The sequence below is a fragment of the Streptomyces sp. NPDC002994 genome (genome assembly GCF_040611155.1).
Lineage (GTDB): Bacteria > Actinomycetota > Actinomycetes > Streptomycetales > Streptomycetaceae > Streptomyces.
Genome location: NZ_JBEXNQ010000034.1, coordinates 1 through 18,395, shown reverse-complemented (window position 1 = coordinate 18,395; position 18,395 = coordinate 1). Strand labels below are relative to the sequence as shown.

Sequence of the window (18,395 nt, the reverse complement as noted above, 5' to 3'; positions counted from 1 at the left end):
CCGCTCAGGAGCCGGCGCCCGGCCTGTCCACCAGTTCGATCTGGTCCACCGCGTTGCACCAGCGGCAGCGCACGGACTCGATGGTCTCACTGACCACCTCGCGTTCTTCGACCTTCGACTCTCCGGCCAGGTCGAGGTGGACGTACTCGATCACCTTCGACGAGCGGGTCACATCGAAACGCGTGAGATTGCCGCACAGGGCGCAGCGCCACCGGGTCTCGGCAGTCGGCAGGGGAACCGTGGTCATCGTGCGTCCTCTTTCGTCGTGCCTACTGCCCGTAACCCTACGGCCTCGCAGGTACCCCCTGCGGCGGACCGTCCACGGTGCGGGACGGGGCCCGGCGAGGCGGTCTGTCCTGTCCGGTCCCGTTACGGGATGATCCGGGCATGATCAATTGGCGGGAAGCGGCGCGGGGACCCGTGGTGACGTACGGCGCGATCGGTCTGTGCTGCCTGATCTTCGTCATCGGTCCCCTCTCCGGGCTCAATGCGGTCTACGGCACGGGCGACTTCCTCCTCGCCGCGCAGAGCGGATATTTCGAGCGCTGGGGGGTCATCCCGAGCGAACTGCTGAGCGGCGCCCCGGCCGCGCTCGTCACGCCGCTCACCGCCCTGTTCGTACACGGCAGCTGGCTGCATCTGCTGGGCAACATGCTCTTCCTGTTCGTCTTCGGGGCGATGGCCGAGGAACGGATGGGCCGCATGCAGTTCGCCCTGTTCTACGTGGGCTGCGGCTACCTGGCCCTCGTCGTGTACGCCGTCGCGCATGCCGGCTCGGACCAGACGCTGGTGGGGGCTTCGGGAGCGATCTCGGCCGTGCTCGGGGCCTTCCTCTATCTCTTTCCCCGAGCGCGCGTCACGAGTCTGTTCCCCTTCCTCTTCTTCCTGCCGCTGCGCTTCCCCGCCTGGATCGTGCTGATCTTCTGGTTCGTCCTGCAATGGCTGGCGGCGCGGAGCGCCGGTTCGGGGCCCGGGGTGGCGTATCTCGCGCATGTGGCGGGGTTCTGCGCGGGCTTCCTCTACGCCTGGGGGCGTAGTCGCCGTACGACTAGAGTGAGGACTTCAGCGCCGCCGGCCACCGAGGGAGAAAGCCAACCGTGATCACCGCGATCGTGCTCATCAAGACCAGCGTGGACCGGATCCCCGAGATCGCCGAGTCGATCGCCGCGCTGGACAGCGTCAGCGAAGTCTTCTCGGTCACCGGTACGTACGACCTGATCGCCATGGTCCGGGTCGCCAGGCACGACGACCTGGCGGACGTCATCCCCGGCCGGATCAGCAAGATCCCGGGCGTCGAGGGCACGGACACGCATGTCGCGTTCCGTACGTACTCGCAGCACGACCTGGAAGCGGCCTTCGCGATCGGCCTCGACGCCTGACGCGGCTACCGGGCGCGCGGCTCCCGGCGACATGAAGGATTCTTCATCAGGGCCTCATCAAGGCTCCACGCGCCGGCGGCACGATGGCTGTCATGGCCTTCTCCCACCGTCTGGCGACGCTCGCGGCGGTCGTCGCGATACCGCTCGGCATCGCCGCGACCAGCTACGCCCTGACCGACACCCCCCAGGCGCCGAAGGTGCCGCCCAGGGTCGAGCTGGAGAGCACGGCTCCGGGCACCCGGCCGCCGACGCCACCTACTACGCCGAGCACCACCCCGAGCGACGCGGTGGTCCCGGGCCCGACGGCCACCGACGCCGACGCCGACGATGACGGCGACCGGAGTTTTAGTGCGTTCTGGTGACAGGCGATGACTGCTCCTTCTCCTGTGGCCGCGTCCGGGGGCTCGTTGCTGTGCGTTGAGATCCGGGAGTGTGTGGTCGGTGGGGAACTGGGGTTTGCGAGCCGAATGCGTGACCTTGTGCTGGGTGGCTCGTTGGGCGGGGTGGCAGAGCCCCTTGCGACGAGGCCGGAAGGGGGGCGGGGTGCGGGAGTTGGCGGCTTCGTTCGTGGTGCCGGGCCCTTCGGGGGTGGCCATCCGGGACCGGTTGCGGGTCTCGGATGCGGATAAGCGTGTGCTGAGCGAGGTGGGGATGTTCCTCGGCGCGCTGGCCTCGGGGGATCTCGCGGCCCGCGCCCGGCAGGGCCTGGAGCACGACGGATCGTCGTGGACATCGCGGAAGCGGGAGCTGACGGGCCGTTCGTCGTCGCGGTGGGCGGGGAGTATCACCAAGGCCACCCATGACCTGTGGGCGCTGGCCCGGCGGGGCCAGGCGGCCCACGTCACCACGCTACGGGCGGGGATTGCTGCGATCGAGGCGCGGCTGGCCCAGCCGTTGGGAGCGAAGGCGAACAAGAAGGAAGGCACCCCACGCGGGTATGGCTCGCGTCGCGAGTGGCATGCCAAGTGCCGCCGCCTGCACACCCTCAAGACGCGCCTCGCTGGCGTGGAGACGGAGCGGGACGCGGGCCGCGTCCATGTCGTGCGCGGCGGGAAGGGGCTGGCGAACTCCCGCCACCACCTCGCGGAGGCCGGTCTCGATCTTCCGGAGTGGCAGGCACGCTGGGCGGCGGCGCGGATGTTCCTGGCTGCGGACGGGGAGTCCGGGAAGCGTTTCGGTAACGAGACGATCCGCATCACCGTCACCGGACAGGTCGCGGTCAGACTCCCCACCCCGCTGGCACATTTGGCGAACGCGCCGCACGGCCGGTACATCCTGGACGCCACGGTGACCTTCCCGCATCGGGGTGCGGAGTGGCGTGACCGGATCGGCATGAACCGGGCGGTCGCGTACCGCATCCACCACGACGTGGAGCGGGGACGGTGGTACGTGACCGCGTCCTGGCAGCGCACCTGCGCCCCCACCCTCCCGCTGGACGCAACCCTGGTGCGGGGGTTGGTGGGTGTGGACGTGAACGACGACCACCTCGCCGCATGGCACCTCGACCCGCACGGCAACCCGACCGGCGAACCGCAGCGGTTCTTCTACGACCTGTCGGGCAACGCCGCCCACCGGGACGCCCAGATCCGCCACGCGCTGAGCCGGCTGCTGCACTTCACCCGGCGCTGCGGCGCGGTAGCGATCGCCGTCGAGAACCTCGACTTCAGCCAGGACAAGACACGGGAGAAGCACGGCCGGAGCAAACGCTTCCGCCGCCTGATCTCCCGCTTCCCGACCGCGAAACTCCGCGCCCGGCTCGTCTCCATGGCCGCCGAGCAGAATGTGGCAATCGTCGCGGTCGACCCGGCCTACACCAGCAGGTGGGGTGCCCAGCACTGGCAAAAACCGCTGACGACACCCCGCCGTGAAACGTCCCGGCACGATGCCGCAGGCATCGCGATCGGGCGACGTGCCCAGGGATACCCGATCCGGCGACGGACGGCACCGCCCCGCTGTGACCAGAGTGATCGCAGCGGGCATCGGACCGCCCAGGCCGCAGCGGACGCCCCTGGGCGTGAGGGAAACCGCCCACCCGCCACGGACCGGCCCCCTGGAGGGCCGTCGCCGAGCGGGACGCGAAAGCGGAGACCCAGCGCGTCCAGCACCGTTCGGGACGCGCGCAGTGACCACGGACTCGCTCATGCTCACTGATAAGGAACGGTACGACTTCGACCCCGGCTCGAACATCGTGGACGTGTACGTCCGCGCACTGCGCAAGAAGCTGGGCCCGCGCCTGGATCGCCACCCCCGTGGACGACACCTACATCGCTCTCGGCGCCGGACTCGCACTCCGGTACGTGGACGGGGGCGCCGGCGCCCTCCAGGCCCTCGGCGCCCGCCTGCTGGACGCGGACGGACATGAACTCCCGCCGGGTGGAAGGGCATTGACGCGACTCCACGGCATCGACGCGACCCGCCTCGACCCGCGCCTCAAGGACGTCGACATCCTGGTCGCCTGCAACCCGTACAACATCCTCTGCGGCCCCCGCGGTGTAGCCCGCGTCTTCGGCCCCCAGAAAGGCGCGACCCCCGCTCAGGTGGAGGAGCTCGCCGCCGCCCTCGACCAGTGGGCGTACGTCCTGGAACGCGCCCTCGGCCCCGCCTCCACCGACCTGCGCTTCGGCGCCGGCACCGGCGCTTCCGGCGGCCTCGGCGCCGGGCTCGCCGCGTTGGGTGCCCGGCTGCTCCCGCGCTTCGACGTGCTCCTGGACCACGTCGGCCTGGACGCCCGCCTGGCCCGGGCCGACCTGGTCGTCACGGCCGAGGGCGCCCTGGACCACCAGAGCTCGCGCGGCAAGATCCCGGCCGAAGTGGCCCGCCGCGCCAAGCTGTCCGGCCGCCCCGTGCTCGCGCTGGCGGGCACGATCGGAGAGGGCGCGCACGAAGTACGGGCGGCGGGCGTGGACGCGTACAGCTCGATCCTGCCCGCGCCGATGTCACTGACCGAAGCGCTCGGCCGTGGGGCTGAGTTCCTTACCGACGCGACCGAGCGGGCCCTGCGGATGATCCTCCTCGGAGCGAGGACGACTCAGACCGCCGGGACGCAACGACCTTCCTCGGTACGGTAATTCCACTTCGCACCGTCCTTCACGAGCTCCTTCACCGCGCCCACGAACCGCTCGACGTGCTCGTCGGGCGTACCGGCGCCGAAGCTCACGCGGATCGCGTTCAGCGAACGCTCGCCCGGCTCGGCCTCCGGCGCACCGCACTCGCCCGGGTCCTGCGGGTCGCTGCCGAGCAGGGTGCGGACCAGCGGGTGAGCGCAGAAGAGGCCGTCCCGTACGCCGATTCCGTACTCGGCGGAGAGCGCGGCGGCGAAGTGCGAGCTGTTCCAGCCCTCGACGACGAAGGAGATGACGCCGACGCGCGGGGCGTCGTCCCCGAAGAGGGACAGCACCCTCACCGCGTCAACCTCGGCCAGGCCGTCCAGCACCTTCGTCACCAGCTGCTGCTCGCGCTCGACCAGCGAGTCGAAGCCCGCCTCCGTCAGGGCCTTGCAGGCGGAGGCGATCGAGTACACGCCGATGACGTTGGGTGAACCGGCCTCGTGGCGGGCGGCCGTGGTGTGCCACTCGACGTCCACGCCGCCGTCGGCGCGGCGGGCGACCTTGCGCGAGGCGCCGCCGCCCGCGAGGTACGGCTCGGCGCTCTGCAGCCAGTCGGCGCGGCCCGCGAGTACGCCGGAGCCGAACGGCGCGTACAGCTTGTGCCCGGAGAAGGCGACCCAGTCGACGTCCAACTCCGCGATGTCCAGGGGGTGGTGGGGCGCGAGCTGCGCGGCGTCGAGCACGATCCGCGCGCCGTGGGCGTGGGCGGCGGCGGCGAGCTCCTTCACCGGCCACAGCTCACCGGTGACGTTCGAAGCGCCCGTGACGCAGACAAGAGCAGGACCGTACGGGTCACGGTCGGCCAGGGCGCGCTCCAGGGTCTCGACGGCCTGGGCCGGAGTGCGGGGCGCGTTCAGGAAGTTGACCTCGGCGCCCCGCCAGGGCAGCAGCGAGGCGTGGTGCTCGGTCTCGAAGACGAACACCTGGCAGTCGGCGGGCAGGGCCGCGGCCAGCAGGTTGAGCGAGTCGGTGGTGGATCGGGTGAAGACGACCTGGTCGCTCTCGCGGCAGCCGAGGAACTCGGCGACGGTGGCGCGGCTGTTCTCGAAGAGGTCCGTCGACAGCTGCGAGAGGTACCCGGCGCCGCGGTGCACGCTGCCGTAGTACGGGGCGTACGCCGCGACGTCGTCCCACACGCGCTGGAGGGCCGGGGCGCTGGCCGCGTAGTCGAGAGCGGCGTACGTGACCTCCCCACCCGTCACGAGCGGCACGAGGACATCTCGCCCGAGAACGGGCAACGGCGCACAAAGCGTCTGGTCGGCGGCAACGGTGGAGACAGACATGGCGAACTCCCGAAAAAGGCAGGCGAATTCCCCGCGCCGGCGGATACGCGGCAGCGCTGGAGGAGAAAAGAAAAAGGGGTGTGCGAAGAAGGGGCGAAAGGCCCTATCGCATTCGCTTGCTCACAAGAGGCTCCCTGAGAACCAGGACCCCAAGTCTTCGAGGGGTCCGCGCTTGCCGTAGACCTTTCTGTCTACGACCTGGTCTTCACCCGGGGCACCCCGCCACGGACGGAGGGTTGCCGGACAGCAAGCCGGGGCCAAAACGCTGTCACTCATGACCTGCCAAGCATCTTGCCACACGATCAAGAAGACGCAAGGCGTAGTCCACTGTTTGAGACCAAAGGGGCTGGACTACGCCTTGCGTCACACACCATTCGCGCTCAGCTGTTGCTGGCAGCCACCCAGCGCTCCAGCGCCGCCCGCGCCGCCCCCGAGTCGATCGCCTCGGCGGCCTTGGCGATCCCCGCGGCGAGCTGGTCGTTCAGGGACGCGTCCGTCGGGTCCAGCGCGACCAGCGCCGCCGCCGTGTTCAGCAGCACCGCATCGCGCACCGGACCGGTCTCGCCGCCCAGCAGCCGCCTCGCGACATCCGCGTTGTACGACGCGTCCGCGCCGCGCAGCGCCTCGACGGGCACGATCTCCAGGCCCACGTCGCGCGGGTCGAAGGCCTGCTCCGTGACCGCCCCGTTCCGTACGATCCACACCCGCGAAGTCGCGGTCGTGGTCAGCTCGTCGAGACCGTCGTCGCCCCGGAAGACGAGCGCGGAATTCCCCCGTTCGGCGAGCACACCCGCCACGATGGGGGCCATCCGGGCATCCGCGACACCGACCGCCTGCGCCTTCACCCGCGCCGGGTTGGTCAGCGGGCCGAGGATGTTGAACGTCGTCTGCGCGCCCAGCTCCTTGCGCGCCTTCGCGGCGTACCGCAGGGCGGGGTGGAACTTCACCGCGAAGCAGAAGGTGATGCCCGCTTCCTCCGCGACCTGGGCGACGCGCTGCGGCGTCAGCTCCAGATTGACGCCGAGCTTCTCCAGGACGTCCGAGGCCCCGCTCGCGGACGAGGCGGCCCGGTTGCCGTGCTTGACGACCTTGGCGCCGGTGCCGGCCACGACGATCGCGGACATCGTGGAGATGTTGACCGTCTTGGCGAGGTCGCCGCCCGTACCCACGATGTCGACCGTACGGCCCGGCACCTCGATGGTGTTGGCGTGCGCGTACATCGCCCGTACGAGACCGGTGACCTCGTCGACCGTCTCACCCTTGGCGCGCAGCGCGACCGCGAAACCCGCGATCTGGGCGTCCGTCGCCTCGCCGCTCATGATGCGGTCCATGGCCCAGGCGGTGTCGTCCGCGGAGAGATTCTCGCCGCGCAGCAGGGCGTTCAGCACACCCGGCCAGGAGCCGGCCGCCACGCTGTCGCCGCCAACCGGGGTCACAACGTTCATGGTCCGCTCCAGGGTCCACAGCCAGTAAGGATGCCTCCTACCCTATCCAGCCGGGCGGACAGCGAAGAGCCCCGTCCGACGATTGGACGGGGCTCCTGCTGTGGCGACCTGTGTGTCAGGTCAGAGATCAGTGGTGGCCGTGGCCGCTGGTGATCTCCTGGTACTCGTCGGCGGTCGGCTTGGGGATCTGGTTCCCCTCGCCGAAGTAGCCCTTGCTGAGCTTGGCCCGCAGCTTCTGGCCACGCGTCACCTTGCGCTTGACACCGTTCTCGTCGACCTCCGGGCCGATCTCGACCGGCGCGTACTGCTCGTGCGCCGTGAGGCCGTGCAGCTGCGCCTGGCTGATCGGCTCGTGGATCTCCACGAACTCACCGTGCGGCAGACGCTTGATGATGCCGGACTCGCGTCCGTGCAGCACCTTGTCCTTGTCGCGCCGCTGAAGGCCGAGGCAGATCCGCCTGGTGATGATGAACGCGAGGACCGGTCCCACGAAGTAGGAGATCCGCACGAACCAGGTGATCGCGTTGAGCGACATGTGGAAGTGGGTGGCGAAGATGTCGTTGCCACCACCGAGCAGCATGATCATGTACCCGGTGATCCAGGCGACGCCCAGACCGGTCCTGGTCGGCGCGTTGCGCGGCCGGTCCAGGATGTGGTGCTCGCGCTTGTCGCCGGTGATCCACGACTCGATGAACGGGTAGACCGCGATCGCGACGAGGACCAGACCGAAGACGGTCAGCGGGATGAACACGCCCAGGGCGAGCGTGTGGCCCCAGAAGTTGATCTCCCAGCCGGGCATGACACGGATCAGGCCTTCGGCGAAGCCCATGTACCAGTCGGGCTGGGCGCCGGTCGACACCTGGTCCGGACGGTACGGGCCGAGCGCCCAGACCGGGTTGATCGTGAACAGCGCCGAGATGGCCGCGATGACACCGAAGACCAGGAAGAAGAAACCTCCGGCCTTGGCCATGTAGACCGGCAGCAGCGGCATGCCGACGACGTTCTTGTTCGTACGGCCGGGGCCCGCGAACTGCGTGTGCTTGTGGTAGAAGACCAGGATCAGGTGCGCCACCACGAGGCCGAGCATGATGCCCGGCAGCAGCAGGATGTGGATGGAGTAGAACCTGGCCACCATGTCGTGGCCGGGGAACTCCCCGCCGAACAGGAAGAACGAGATGTACGTGCCGACGACGGGCGTCGCCAGGATCGCGCCCTGCGTGAAGCGGACACCGGTGCCGGAGAGCAGGTCGTCCGGGAGCGAGTAGCCGGTGAAACCGGTGAACATGCCCAGGACGAACAGCAGGAAGCCGAACAGCCAGTTGATCTCACGCGGCTTGCGGAACGCGCCCGTGAAGAACACGCGCATCATGTGCACGAACATGCCCGCGAGGAAGATCAGCGCGGCCCAGTGGTGGATCTGCCGGATGAGCAGACCGCCACGGACGTCGAAGCTGATCTCCAGGGTCGACGCGTAGGCCTCCGTCATCCGGATGCCCTGCATCGGCACGTACGAGCCGTGGTACACGACCTCGTTCATGCTCGGGTGGAAGAACAGCGTCAGATACACACCCGTGAGGATGATGATGATGAAGCTGTAGAGGCAGATCTCACCCAGCATGAAGGACCAGTGGTCCGGGAAGATCTTGCGCATGTTGGCCTTGGCGAGGCTGTAGATGCCCAGCCGGCCGTCCGCCCAGTCGGCGACCCGCTCACCCGCGGGCGCGTCCTTGCGCTTGTCGTCGTCGCTCACGGTGCTCATCCGCGCTCCCAGAAACTAGGACCGACGGGCTCTTCGAAGTCGCTGAGCGCTTCGAGGAAACCTTCGTCATTCACACCGATCCGCAGCTGCGGGAGGGCGTGACCGGCCGGGCCGAAGATGACGCGGGCACCGTCGGAGAGGTCGAAAGTGGACTGGTGGCACGGGCAGAGCACGTGATGCGTCTGCTGCTCGTACAGGCTGATCGGGCAGCCGACGTGGGTGCAGATCTTCGAGAACGCCACGATGCCCTGGTGGGACCAGTCGAGTTCGCGCTTGTCCTTGATGTCCGCCGGCTGGAGCCGGACGATCATCAGGGCCGCCTTGGCGATCTCGTTGTTGAACTCGTGGTCGTCCTCCTCCAGGCCTTCCGGCTTGGCGAAGGTCAGCGAACCGACCGCGACGTCCTCGGGACGCAGCGGCTCGTTCGTGTTCATGTTGATGAGCTGCTTGCCCGCGCCCCACAGGGTGTGGCGCAGCTTCTCCTCGGGCAGCGGACCCAGGTCGCGCAGCAGCACCACACCGGAGAGCGGCACCATGGCCAGCGCGCCGAACATCGTGGTGCGGATCAGCTTGCGGCGGCCGATCACGGACTCCTCGGCGCCTGCCTTGAAGTCGGCCATGACCTTGGCCTTGACCTCGGGCTCGGCCGAGATGGGGTGACGCTCGTCGGCGACCTCGTGGTCGGACATCAGGGTGCGGGCCCAGTGGACCGCGCCCGCGCCGATGCAGAAGAGCGCGAGGCCGAGGGTCAGACCCAGCGACAGGTTCAGCGCGCTCACGTGCCCGAGCGGCCAGACGTACACGATCTTGTCGACCGGGAACGCCACGAACGAGGCGATGAAGCCGATCGTGGACAGCATCGAAAGCGTGAACAGCAGGGCGACTGTGCGCTCGGAGCGCTTGGCGGCCCGCTCGTCGATGTCCTGGATACGCGGCTTGTGGGGCGGCAGCCCCGGGTCCGCGAACGGGTCTTCCGCCACGGCTACCGCGCCGTGCGCGGTGTCCTGCTCACTGGGCAGGTTCTTCTCTGGAATCTCTTGGCTACTCATGACTTCTTGGCCTTAGCGGTGTGGGCCGCGACCCAGACGGCGATAGCGATCAGCGAACCGAGACCGAAGATCCAGCCGAAGAGGCCCTCGCTGACGGGGCCGAGGCCACCCAGCGCGAAGCCGCCGGGCGTCTCCGTCTCCTCGCCGTTCACGGTCTTGACGTACGCGATGATGTCCTTCTTCTGCTGCTCCGGCAGCGTCGTGTCGGGGAAGGACGGCATGTTCTGCGGGCCGGTCTGCATGGCCTCGTAGAGGTGCTTCGGGCTCACGTCTTCAAGACTCGGGGCGTACTTGCCGTTCGTCAGGGCACCGCCCTCGCCCGTGAAGTTGTGGCACTGGGCGCAGTTGGTACGGAACAGGTCGCCACCCTTGGCGATGTCCGCACCCTCGGGGCTGTACTGCTTCTCGGTCGGCGTGATCGGGCCGGCGCCGAGAGAAGCGACGTACGCGGCGAGCTGGTCGATCTCGGCCTGCGAGTAGACCTTCGGCTTCTCCGGCACCTGGGCGCCGGGCTGCTGCGCCGGCATACGTCCGGTGCCGACCTGGAAGTCCACTGCGGCAGAGCCGACGCCCACCAGGGACGGGCCGTCGGAGCTGCCCTGACCGCCGGTGCCGTGGCAGCTGGAGCAGCCGACGGCGTAGAGCTTCTTGCCCTCCTCGATGGCGAGGGACTGGGCGGTTTCATCGGCCTGGGCCTTGCCCGCGGGCGCGAACGCGGCGTACAGCCCCCCGGTGGCCGCCAGCGCGAGGAGTAGTACGACGACCGCCGCCAGCGGATGGCGTCGTCGTGCGGAGAGCTTTTTCACGGATTACCCCGGTGTCAGGATCTTCTGCGTCGATGGGTGCTGGATGTGGGCCGGGTTTCGGACCCGACCTACTTGATCATGTAGATCGTGGCGAAGAGGCCGATCCAGACGACATCGACGAAGTGCCAGTAGTAGGACACGACGATGGCGGCGGTTGCCTGCTCGTGGGTGAATCTCTTGGCCGCGTAGGTACGGCCGAGGACCAGCAGGAAGGCGATGAGTCCGCCCGTCACATGCAGTCCGTGGAAGCCGGTCGTCAGGTAGAACACCGAGCCGTACGGGTCGGACGAGAGCGAGAGGCCCGCGTCCTTCACCAGCTCGGTGTACTCGAGGACCTGGCCTCCGATGAAGATCGCACCCATCACGAACGTGATGATGAACCACGCCCGGAGCTTCTTCACGTCCCCGCGCTCGGCGGCGAAGACGCCGAGCTGGCAGGTGAGGGAGGAGAGCACCAGGATGGTGGTGTTCGTCGCCGAGAACGGGAAGTTCAGGTGTGCTGCCTGTGTCTTCCAGAAGTCGGGACCCGTCACCGATCGCAGGGTGAAGTACATCGCGAAGAGGGCCGCGAAGAACATCAGCTCGGAACTCAACCAGATGATGGTTCCGACGCTGGTGAGGTTCGGTCGATTGACCGACGGGTGCGCGAGCCCTTTGTCTACTGTCGTTGCTGTCGCCACGACCGACATTATGTCGGTCGCTTATCCCGCCCTCACTCCCGGGGGTGCCATTCGGTGTGTCCATGCTCTGAGAAGGCCCTGTGACCTGAGCCGAACGGCCCATCGGGAGTACCGTCGAAGGCAGATACGAACCCCTGCTGACCGGCTGTCGGACGGAGTAGCATCCGCGCATCGGTTCCTGATCCAACACCGAGCCTTCGAGGGCTCCTCGATGCATGGAGGAACAATGACCGCCACGGTCCTGGTCTACAGCGACAACGCGAACACCCGCGAACAGGTGCGGCTGGCGGCGGGTCGCAGGCCCGCCGCGGACGTGCCGCCGGTCGAGTTCCTCGAGTGCGCCACGCTGCCGGCCGTTCTCAAGGCGCTGGACAAGGGCGGTATCGACGTCTGTGTGCTCGACGGCGAGGCGGTGCCGGCGGGCGGTATGGGCGTATGCCGGCAGATCAAGGACGAGGTCTTCAACTGCCCGCCCGTACTGCTGCTGATCGGGCGCCCGCAGGACTCCTGGCTGGCCACCTGGAGCCGCGCCGAGAGGGCTGTGACCCTTCCGGTCGACCCCGTGGAGTTCGCGGACGCACTGGCCGCCCTGTTGCGTGGCAGGCTCACCGTCGAGGCGTGACACCCGGGCGGACACCCGCGCGAGGCCCCGTCACACCTCCGGCCGCAGCCTGGCCGCGTCGACGGGGCTCGCGCCTTCCCCGATGCCGGCCAGCACGGCGCTGCCCTTGCGCCACTTGTCCCAGGGCACGTTCCAGTCGCCGAAGCCGTTGCCGAACGGGTCCATCATGTCGCCCGAGCTGTTGACCACTTGCACGATGTCGCCCTCGCGGACGGTTTTGAAGAACCACTCGGCGTTGCTCGTGCTCATGCCGGTGCAGCCGTGGCTGACGTTGGCGGACCCCTGCGAGCCGACCGACCAGGGCGCGGCATGGACGTACTCGCCGCTCCAGGTGACCCGCGTCGCGTAGTAGACGGGCAGGTCGTACGAGTCCGCTGAGCCCTCCGCGATGCCGACGGTCGTACCGCGCATCCGTACGAAGTACTCCTTGCCCAGTACGACCTTGACGCCGTTGCGGGTGGAGAAGCCGGGCTTGCCCGTGGTCACCGGAATGGTGTTGATCACCTTGCCGTTGCGCTTCACCGTCATCTGGTGCGAGCCGGCGTCCGTGATGGCCTCCAGCCGGTCCCCGGTGGTGAGCCGCAACGGCTTCGCGGGGCCTCCGTAGAGCCTGTCGGCCACCTTGATGCCTTCGAGGGTGCTGCGCACCGTGATGGTGGCGTTGGCGGGCCAGTACTCCTTCGGACGGAAGTGCAGTTTCTTGTCGTCCACCCAGTGCCAGGAACCCTGCACGGCGGGCTGGGAGCGCACCTTCAGGGCCCGCTCGACGACCGCTCTGGCCGCCTCGCCCTTTACGGGCGCGCTGAGTTCGGCGGTGACGGGCTGGCCGACGCCGTACTTGCCGGCCTTGGGGCCGAAGGTGACCTGCAGGCGCTTCTGCGGGGGGACGGACGTCTCGAAGGCGAGGGTGCGCGCACCGGGCTCGCCGTCCTCGTCCTCGGTGGCGACCTTGACCGTGTAGCGCGCTCCTGCCGCCAGTGGGGCGGTGCTGTGCCAGCGGGAGCCGTCGGCGGAGAGCTCGCCCGCCAGATAGCGTCCTGCGGCGTCGGAGGCCGTCACATCCGTGATCCGGTTGTCGCTGTTCCTGGCGGTGATCTCCAGGGGCTTCTCGGGATCCACCTTGGACGTTCCGGTGTCCGTATTGAAGGAGACCTGGTCCGCGGCGTCGTACGGTGCCGCGGAGAGCGGGTGTCCCCCGCCGGCTCCGCTGCACGCCGTCCCGGCCGCCGCGAGGGACGCGACCAGCAAGGAGCAGCTCAGAACCGTCCGGGGGCGAAGTGCGTGGGTCATGATCACACATTAGGAAGATTTCACGCGTACGGCGCGCCGGGAGTAGCCAAACGAGGGACCCGCCCACCTGACGTACAGGTGGGCGGGTCCCTCGGGCGTGTTGCGACTGCTTGTGCTGGTTCTACTGGTTCTGGTTCTCACCGCGGTAGTACTCGAAGACCCAGCCGAAGAGGCCGATGAGGATCAGCGGCAGCGAGAAGAACAGCAGCCACCAGCCGAGGGCGACGCCCAGGAAGGCGAACGCGCCACCGATGGCCAGCGAGAGCGGCTGCCAGCTGTGCGGCGAGAAGAAGCCGACATCGCCGGCCTCGTCCGCCACGTCGGCCTCCTTGTTGTCCTGAGCCATGGCGTCCACACGCTTGGCCGTGAAGGCCAGGTAGTAGCCGATCATGATGCTCAGGCCGAAGGCCAGGAAGAGCGCCGTGGTTCCGGCGGGCTCCTTCGACCACACGCCGTAGACGATCGCCATGGCGAGGATGAAGACACCCAGCCAGATGAACATGTTGCCCTGGATCTTCACTTGCCGGCCTCCTTGCCGCCGAGCAGCGCGGTGTCCTTGTGGCCGACGTTCTCGAGCTGGTCGAGAGCGGCGATCTCAGGGTGGTGCAGGTCGAATGCCGGGGATTCGGAACGGATCCGCGGCAGCGTGAGGAAGTTGTGCCGCGGGGGCGGGCAGGAGGTCGCCCACTCCAGCGAACGCCCGTAGCCCCACGGGTCGTCGACCTCGATCTTCTCGCCGTACCTCGCGGTCTTCCAGACGTTGTAGAAGAACGGAAGGATCGACAGGCCCAGCACGAACGAGGCGATCGTCGAGATCGTGTTCAGCAGGGTGAAACCGTCGGCCGCGAGGTAGTCGGCGTAACGACGGGGCATGCCCTCGGCGCCGAGCCAGTGCTGCACCAGGAACGTGCCGTGGAAGCCCACGAACAGCGTCCAGAAGGTCATCTTGCCGAGGCGCTCGTCCAGCATCTTGCCGGTGAACTTCGGCCACCAGAAGTGGAATCCGGCGAACATCGCGAAGACCACGGTGCCGAAGACGACGTAGTGGAAGTGCGCCACGACGAAGTACGAGTCGGAGACGTGGAAGTCCATCGGGGGCGACGCCAGGATGACACCGGTCAGACCACCGAAGGCGAAGGTGATCAGGAAGCCGACCGTCCAGAGCATCGGTGTCTCGAAGGACAACGATCCCTTCCACATGGTGCCGATCCAGTTGAAGAACTTCACACCGGTCGGTACCGCGATAAGGAAGGTCATGAACGAGAAGAACGGCAGTAGCACGCCGCCCGTGACGTACATGTGGTGCGCCCAGACCGTGACCGAGAGGCCCGCGATCGCGATCGTCGCGGCGATCAGACCGATGTAACCGAACATCGGCTTGCGGCTGAAGACCGGGATGATCTCGGAAACGATTCCGAAGAACGGCAGCGCGATGATGTAGACCTCGGGATGCCCGAAGAACCAGAACAAGTGCTGCCACAGAAGCGATCCGCCGTTGGCCGCGTCGAAGATGTGCGCACCGAATTTACGGTCCGCCTCCAGCGCGAAGAGCGCGGCAGCCAGCACCGGGAAGGCGAGCAGGACCAGGACACCGGTCAGCAGCACGTTCCAGGTGAAGATCGGCATACGGAACATCGTCATGCCGGGCGCGCGCATGCAGATGATCGTGGTGATGAAGTTGACCGAACCGAGGATCGTGCCGAAGCCGGAGAAGGCCAGACCCATGATCCACATGTCGGCGCCGATGCCCGGCGAACGGACCGCGTCCGACAGCGGGGCGTAGGCGAACCAGCCGAAGTCCGCCGCACCCTGCGGGGTGAGGAAGCCGGCCACCGCGATGAGCGAGCCGAAGAGGTACAGCCAGTACGCGAACATGTTCAGCCGCGGGAACGCCACATCGGGCGCGCCGATCTGCAGCGGCATGATCCAGTTCGCGAATCCGGCGAACAGCGGCGTCGCGAACATCAGCAGCATGATCGTGCCGTGCATCGTGAACGCCTGATTGAACTGCTCGTTCGACATGATCTGCGTGCCGGGACGGGCGAGTTCGGCGCGCATGAAGAGCGCCATTACGCCGCCGACGCAGAAGAACATGAACGACGTGATCAGGTAGAGCGAGCCGATGGTCTTGTGGTCAGTGGTGGTCAGCCACTTGATGACGACATTTCCCGGCTGCTTGCGCCGTACCGGCAGTTGGTTCTCGTAGTACGAGCCGTCTGCCGCCGCGGCACCCTTGGGTTCGTTGAGGATGCTCACAGTTTGTTCGTCTCCGCATTCCTGGCCGGGTCGGTCTGCTCGATACCGGCCGGGATGTAGCCGGTCTGGCCCTTCTCCGCCAGCTCCTTGAGGTGCTGCTGGTAACGCTCCGGGGAGACGACCTTCACGTTGAAGAGCATCCGGGAGTGGTCGACACCGCAGAGCTCGGCACACTTGCCCTTGAAGGTGCCCTCACGCGTGGGGGTCACCTCGAAGACGTTGGTGTGGCCGGGAATGACGTCCTGCTTCATCAGGAACGGCACCACCCAGAAGGAGTGGATGACGTCACGCGAAGTCAGGACGAAGCGGACCTTCTCGCCCTTCGGCAGCCACAGGGTCGGACCCGGGTTGCCGTTCTGCGGGTTCTCCTCGCCCGGAGTACCGACCGCGTAGACGCCTTCGGCGCCTGCCGGGAACTGCTTGGTGTACATGTCCGGGATGGCGTCGAGCTCCTTGGGGGGCTTGACGCCCGTGGCGGCGTCGCCGTCCACGTTCTCCACGTAGTTGAAGCCCCAGCTCCACTGGAAGCCGACCACGTTGACGGTGTGGGCCGGCTTGTCCGAGAGCGCGAGGAGCTTCGACTCGTCGCGCGCGGTGAAGTAGAAGAGGACCGAGACGATGATCAGCGGAACCACGGTGTACAGCGCCTCGATGGGCATGTTGTACCGGGTCTGCGGAGGTACTTCGATCTTGGTGCGGCTACGCCGGTGGAAGATGACGCTCCACACGATCAGACCCCATACCAGGACGCCCGTGACGAGCGCTGCCGCCCACGAGCCCTGCCAGAGGGACAGAATGATGGGAGCCTCTTCGGTGACCGGGGTAGGCATCCCGAGGCGGGGGAAGTCTTCCCATGTGTACGAGCAACCAGAGGCGGTCGCCAGGACCACGCCCGCGGTCAGCACCTGGAGCAGCTTCCGCCGCATCGGGCGCCGCGACGAGCGGTCGGAGCCGTTGGGACTCACGTAGCGCCTTCCCGAGAGTCTCGCCCGCGCGGTTGGTTGCGGCCGTCTCACTGGTCGGTCGCCGGCCCTGACGCGGGCAGGGGTTTGGATGTTTATGCGGACCAAACCCTACTGGACGCTATTTGGGGTCGCGCGGGGAGGGTGCCCAACGCGCCGTACCCCTCCACGAAGGGATGGCTTATCGGTGGAATCCCGGCCTCCGCCCGCCATCTGACCGGCCATCCGAGGGGCCGTACCGGTGCGGCGCGGATGGGGGATTAGCGTGGCAGTGTGCCCTACTTCGACGCCGCCTCCTCAGCCCCGCTGCACCCCGTCGCCCGGCAGGCCCTGCTGGCCTCGCTCGACGAGGGATGGGCCGACCCTTCCCGTCTCTACCGCGAGGGGCGGCGCGCCAGGATGCTGCTCGACGCGGCGAGGGAGGCGGCGGCGGAAGCGGTGGGCTGCCGCCCCGACGAGCTCGTATTCACTTCTTCCGGCACTCGCGCGGTGCACTCCGGAGTCTCCGGCGCACTCGCCGCCCGTCGGCGTGTCGGCCGCCACCTGGTCGTCTCCGCCGTAGAGCACTCCTCGGTGCTGCACTCGGCCGCCGAGCACGAGGCGGCGGGCGGTACGACGACCGAGGTCCCGGTGGACCGGGCGGGCCGGGTGGACCCCGCGGCGTACGCGCGAGCTCTTCGCGACGACACCGCGCTGGCCTGCCTGCAGTCCGCCAACCACGAGGTCGGCACCGAGCAGCCGGTGACGGAAATCGCACAGCAGTGCCGGGCGGTGGGTGTGCCGCTGCTGGTGGACGCGGCGCAGTCGCTGGCGTGGGGACCGGTGGAGGGCGACTGGTCGCTGCTTACGGCAAGTGCCCACAAATGGGGTGGGCCGGCGGGCGTCGGGCTGCTGGTCGTGCGCAAGGGCGTGCGGTTCGCCGCGCAAGGGCCCGCCGACGAGCGGGAGTCCGGGCGGGCGGCCGGCTTCGAGAACCTGCCGGCGATCGTGGCGGCGGCCGCGTCGCTCCGGGCCGTACGGACGGAGGCGGCCGCCGAGGCGGCGCGGCTGCGGGCACTGGTGGACCGGATCCGGGCCCGGGTGCCGGAGCTCGTACCGGATGTGGAGGTGGTCGGCGATCCGGTGCGGCGGCTGCCGCACGTGGTCACCTTCTCGTGTCTGTACGTCGACGGGGAGACGCTGCTGCACGAGCTGGACCTGGCCGGTTTCTCCGTATCGTCAGGTTCGTCCTGCACGAGCAGCACGCTCACGCCGAGCCATGTGCTGCGGGCGATGGGGGTGCTGACGGAAGGCAACGTCCGGATTTCGCTCCCGCCCGGGACGGCGGCGGAGGACGTGGACCGCTTCCTGGAGGTGCTGCCGGGGGCGGTGGCGGGGGTGCGGGAGCGGCTGGGGGCGCCGGTCGAGGCTGCGGGGCCGGCCGATGTGGAGTCGCTGGTCGTGGACTCGCTCGGCAAGCGGTGCCCGATCCCGGTGATCGAGCTGGCGAAGGTGATCGGCGATGTGCCGGTCGGGGGGACGGTGACTGTGCTGTCGGACGACGAGGCGGCTCGGCTGGACATTCCGGCGTGGTGCGGGATGCGGGGGCAGGAGTACGTCGGGGAGCGGCCGGCCGAGCGGGGCGTGGCGTATGTGGTGCGGCGCGTGAGCTGACGGGTGCGGGCCCCTGGACGCCCTCCGGGCGTGTCCTCAAACGCCGGACGGGCTGGAATTGCCGGGCGGGGCTGAGATTTGCCGCGCAGCGGCAAATCTCAGCC

Annotated in this window: 17 protein-coding genes, 2 pseudogenes and 1 riboswitch; of the genes and pseudogenes, 8 read left to right on the top strand and 11 right to left on the bottom strand. The window is 68.3% G+C overall.

The window, feature by feature from the left end; genetic code table 11:
* Window positions 1-4: 4 nt before the first annotated feature.
* Window positions 5-247 carry a hypothetical protein gene (locus ABZX79_RS32780; protein WP_028811405.1) on the bottom strand — a complete coding sequence of 81 codons (243 nt, stop codon included), beginning with the start codon at window positions 245-247 and terminating at the stop codon, window positions 5-7.
* Window positions 248-387: 140 nt separating this feature from the next.
* Here ABZX79_RS32780 and ABZX79_RS32775 point away from each other — a divergent pair, with 140 nt between their 5' ends.
* The 6 genes and pseudogenes from ABZX79_RS32775 to ABZX79_RS32750 form a co-directional block, all read left to right on the top strand.
* A complete protein-coding gene (locus tag ABZX79_RS32775) occupies window positions 388-1,101 on the top strand; it encodes a rhomboid family intramembrane serine protease (protein ID WP_355265962.1) in 714 nt (237 codons plus the stop codon).
* Complete coding sequence (locus ABZX79_RS32770; RefSeq protein ID WP_065488891.1) at window positions 1,098-1,379, top strand: Lrp/AsnC ligand binding domain-containing protein; 282 nt, start codon at window positions 1,098-1,100, stop codon at window positions 1,377-1,379. The genes ABZX79_RS32775 and ABZX79_RS32770 overlap by 4 nt, the downstream gene beginning before the upstream one ends.
* Before the next feature lie 92 nt (window positions 1,380-1,471).
* Entirely contained in the window at window positions 1,472-1,741 is a 270-nt protein-coding gene (locus ABZX79_RS32765) for a small hydrophilic protein (RefSeq protein WP_355265958.1), read from the top strand.
* A 181-nt stretch (window positions 1,742-1,922) separates the two neighbouring features.
* Window positions 1,923-3,530 carry an IS200/IS605 family accessory protein TnpB-related protein gene (locus tag ABZX79_RS32760; protein ID WP_355265955.1) on the top strand — a complete coding sequence of 536 codons (1,608 nt, stop codon included), beginning with the start codon at window positions 1,923-1,925 and terminating at the stop codon, window positions 3,528-3,530.
* A 10-nt stretch (window positions 3,531-3,540) separates the two neighbouring features.
* Window positions 3,541-3,741: pseudogene (locus ABZX79_RS32755) on the top strand (hypothetical protein); the annotation flags it as partial.
* Window positions 3,680-4,447: pseudogene (locus tag ABZX79_RS32750) on the top strand (glycerate kinase); the annotation flags it as partial. The pseudogenes ABZX79_RS32755 and ABZX79_RS32750, both read left to right, overlap by 62 nt.
* Here the strand turns inward: ABZX79_RS32750 and ABZX79_RS32745 are convergent.
* The 6 genes from ABZX79_RS32745 to ABZX79_RS32720 all read right to left on the bottom strand — a co-directional run bounded on the left by ABZX79_RS32745 (window position 4,408) and on the right by ABZX79_RS32720 (window position 11,517).
* Complete coding sequence (locus tag ABZX79_RS32745; RefSeq protein ID WP_355265952.1) at window positions 4,408-5,769, bottom strand: aminotransferase class V-fold PLP-dependent enzyme; 1,362 nt, start codon at window positions 5,767-5,769, stop codon at window positions 4,408-4,410. The pseudogene ABZX79_RS32750 and the gene ABZX79_RS32745 sit on opposite strands and share 40 nt — an antisense overlap.
* Before the next feature lie 163 nt (window positions 5,770-5,932).
* Window positions 5,933-6,049, bottom strand: a riboswitch (SAM riboswitch).
* Window positions 6,050-6,149: 100 nt separating this feature from the next.
* Window positions 6,150-7,214 carry an anthranilate phosphoribosyltransferase gene (trpD, locus tag ABZX79_RS32740; RefSeq protein ID WP_355265949.1) on the bottom strand — a complete coding sequence of 355 codons (1,065 nt, stop codon included), beginning with the start codon at window positions 7,212-7,214 and terminating at the stop codon, window positions 6,150-6,152.
* Window positions 7,215-7,341: 127 nt separating this feature from the next.
* Window positions 7,342-8,973 (bottom strand): cytochrome bc complex cytochrome b subunit, encoded by a 1,632-nt coding sequence (locus ABZX79_RS32735; protein WP_355265946.1) that lies wholly within the window; start codon window positions 8,971-8,973, stop codon window positions 7,342-7,344.
* A complete protein-coding gene (locus ABZX79_RS32730; protein WP_355265944.1) occupies window positions 8,970-10,022 on the bottom strand; it encodes a Rieske 2Fe-2S domain-containing protein in 1,053 nt (350 codons plus the stop codon). Before ABZX79_RS32730 ends, ABZX79_RS32735 begins: the two co-directional genes overlap by 4 nt.
* Window positions 10,019-10,828 carry a c-type cytochrome gene (locus ABZX79_RS32725; protein ID WP_355265941.1) on the bottom strand — a complete coding sequence of 270 codons (810 nt, stop codon included), beginning with the start codon at window positions 10,826-10,828 and terminating at the stop codon, window positions 10,019-10,021. Before ABZX79_RS32725 ends, ABZX79_RS32730 begins: the two co-directional genes overlap by 4 nt.
* A 68-nt stretch (window positions 10,829-10,896) precedes the next feature.
* Entirely contained in the window at window positions 10,897-11,517 is a 621-nt protein-coding gene (locus ABZX79_RS32720; protein WP_355265938.1) for a heme-copper oxidase subunit III, read from the bottom strand.
* 217 nt (window positions 11,518-11,734) lie between these two features.
* On the opposite strand from ABZX79_RS32720, the gene ABZX79_RS32715 reads away from it, so the two are divergent.
* Window positions 11,735-12,130, top strand: a complete 396-nt coding sequence (locus ABZX79_RS32715) for a hypothetical protein (RefSeq protein ID WP_355265935.1) — start codon at window positions 11,735-11,737, stop codon at window positions 12,128-12,130.
* 30 nt (window positions 12,131-12,160) lie between these two features.
* Here the strand turns inward: ABZX79_RS32715 and ABZX79_RS32710 are convergent, their stop codons facing one another.
* The 4 genes from ABZX79_RS32710 to coxB form a co-directional block, all read right to left on the bottom strand.
* Window positions 12,161-13,420, bottom strand: coding sequence for an Ig-like domain-containing protein (locus ABZX79_RS32710; RefSeq protein WP_355265932.1), 1,260 nt, complete (start codon window positions 13,418-13,420; stop codon window positions 12,161-12,163).
* 121 nt (window positions 13,421-13,541) lie between these two features.
* Window positions 13,542-13,940, bottom strand: a complete 399-nt coding sequence (locus ABZX79_RS32705) for a cytochrome c oxidase subunit 4 (protein ID WP_355265929.1) — start codon at window positions 13,938-13,940, stop codon at window positions 13,542-13,544.
* Window positions 13,937-15,676 (bottom strand): cytochrome c oxidase subunit I, encoded by a 1,740-nt coding sequence (gene ctaD, locus ABZX79_RS32700; protein WP_355265926.1) that lies wholly within the window; start codon window positions 15,674-15,676, stop codon window positions 13,937-13,939. Before ctaD ends, ABZX79_RS32705 begins: the two co-directional genes overlap by 4 nt.
* Window positions 15,673-16,641 carry a cytochrome c oxidase subunit II gene (coxB, locus tag ABZX79_RS32695; RefSeq protein WP_355265923.1) on the bottom strand — a complete coding sequence of 323 codons (969 nt, stop codon included), beginning with the start codon at window positions 16,639-16,641 and terminating at the stop codon, window positions 15,673-15,675. The genes ctaD and coxB overlap by 4 nt, the downstream gene beginning before the upstream one ends.
* Before the next feature lie 270 nt (window positions 16,642-16,911).
* Here coxB and ABZX79_RS32690 point away from each other — a divergent pair, with 270 nt between their 5' ends.
* Window positions 16,912-18,291 carry an aminotransferase class V-fold PLP-dependent enzyme gene (locus ABZX79_RS32690; protein WP_355265921.1) on the top strand — a complete coding sequence of 460 codons (1,380 nt, stop codon included), beginning with the start codon at window positions 16,912-16,914 and terminating at the stop codon, window positions 18,289-18,291.
* The last annotated feature ends 104 nt before the right edge of the window (window positions 18,292-18,395 follow it).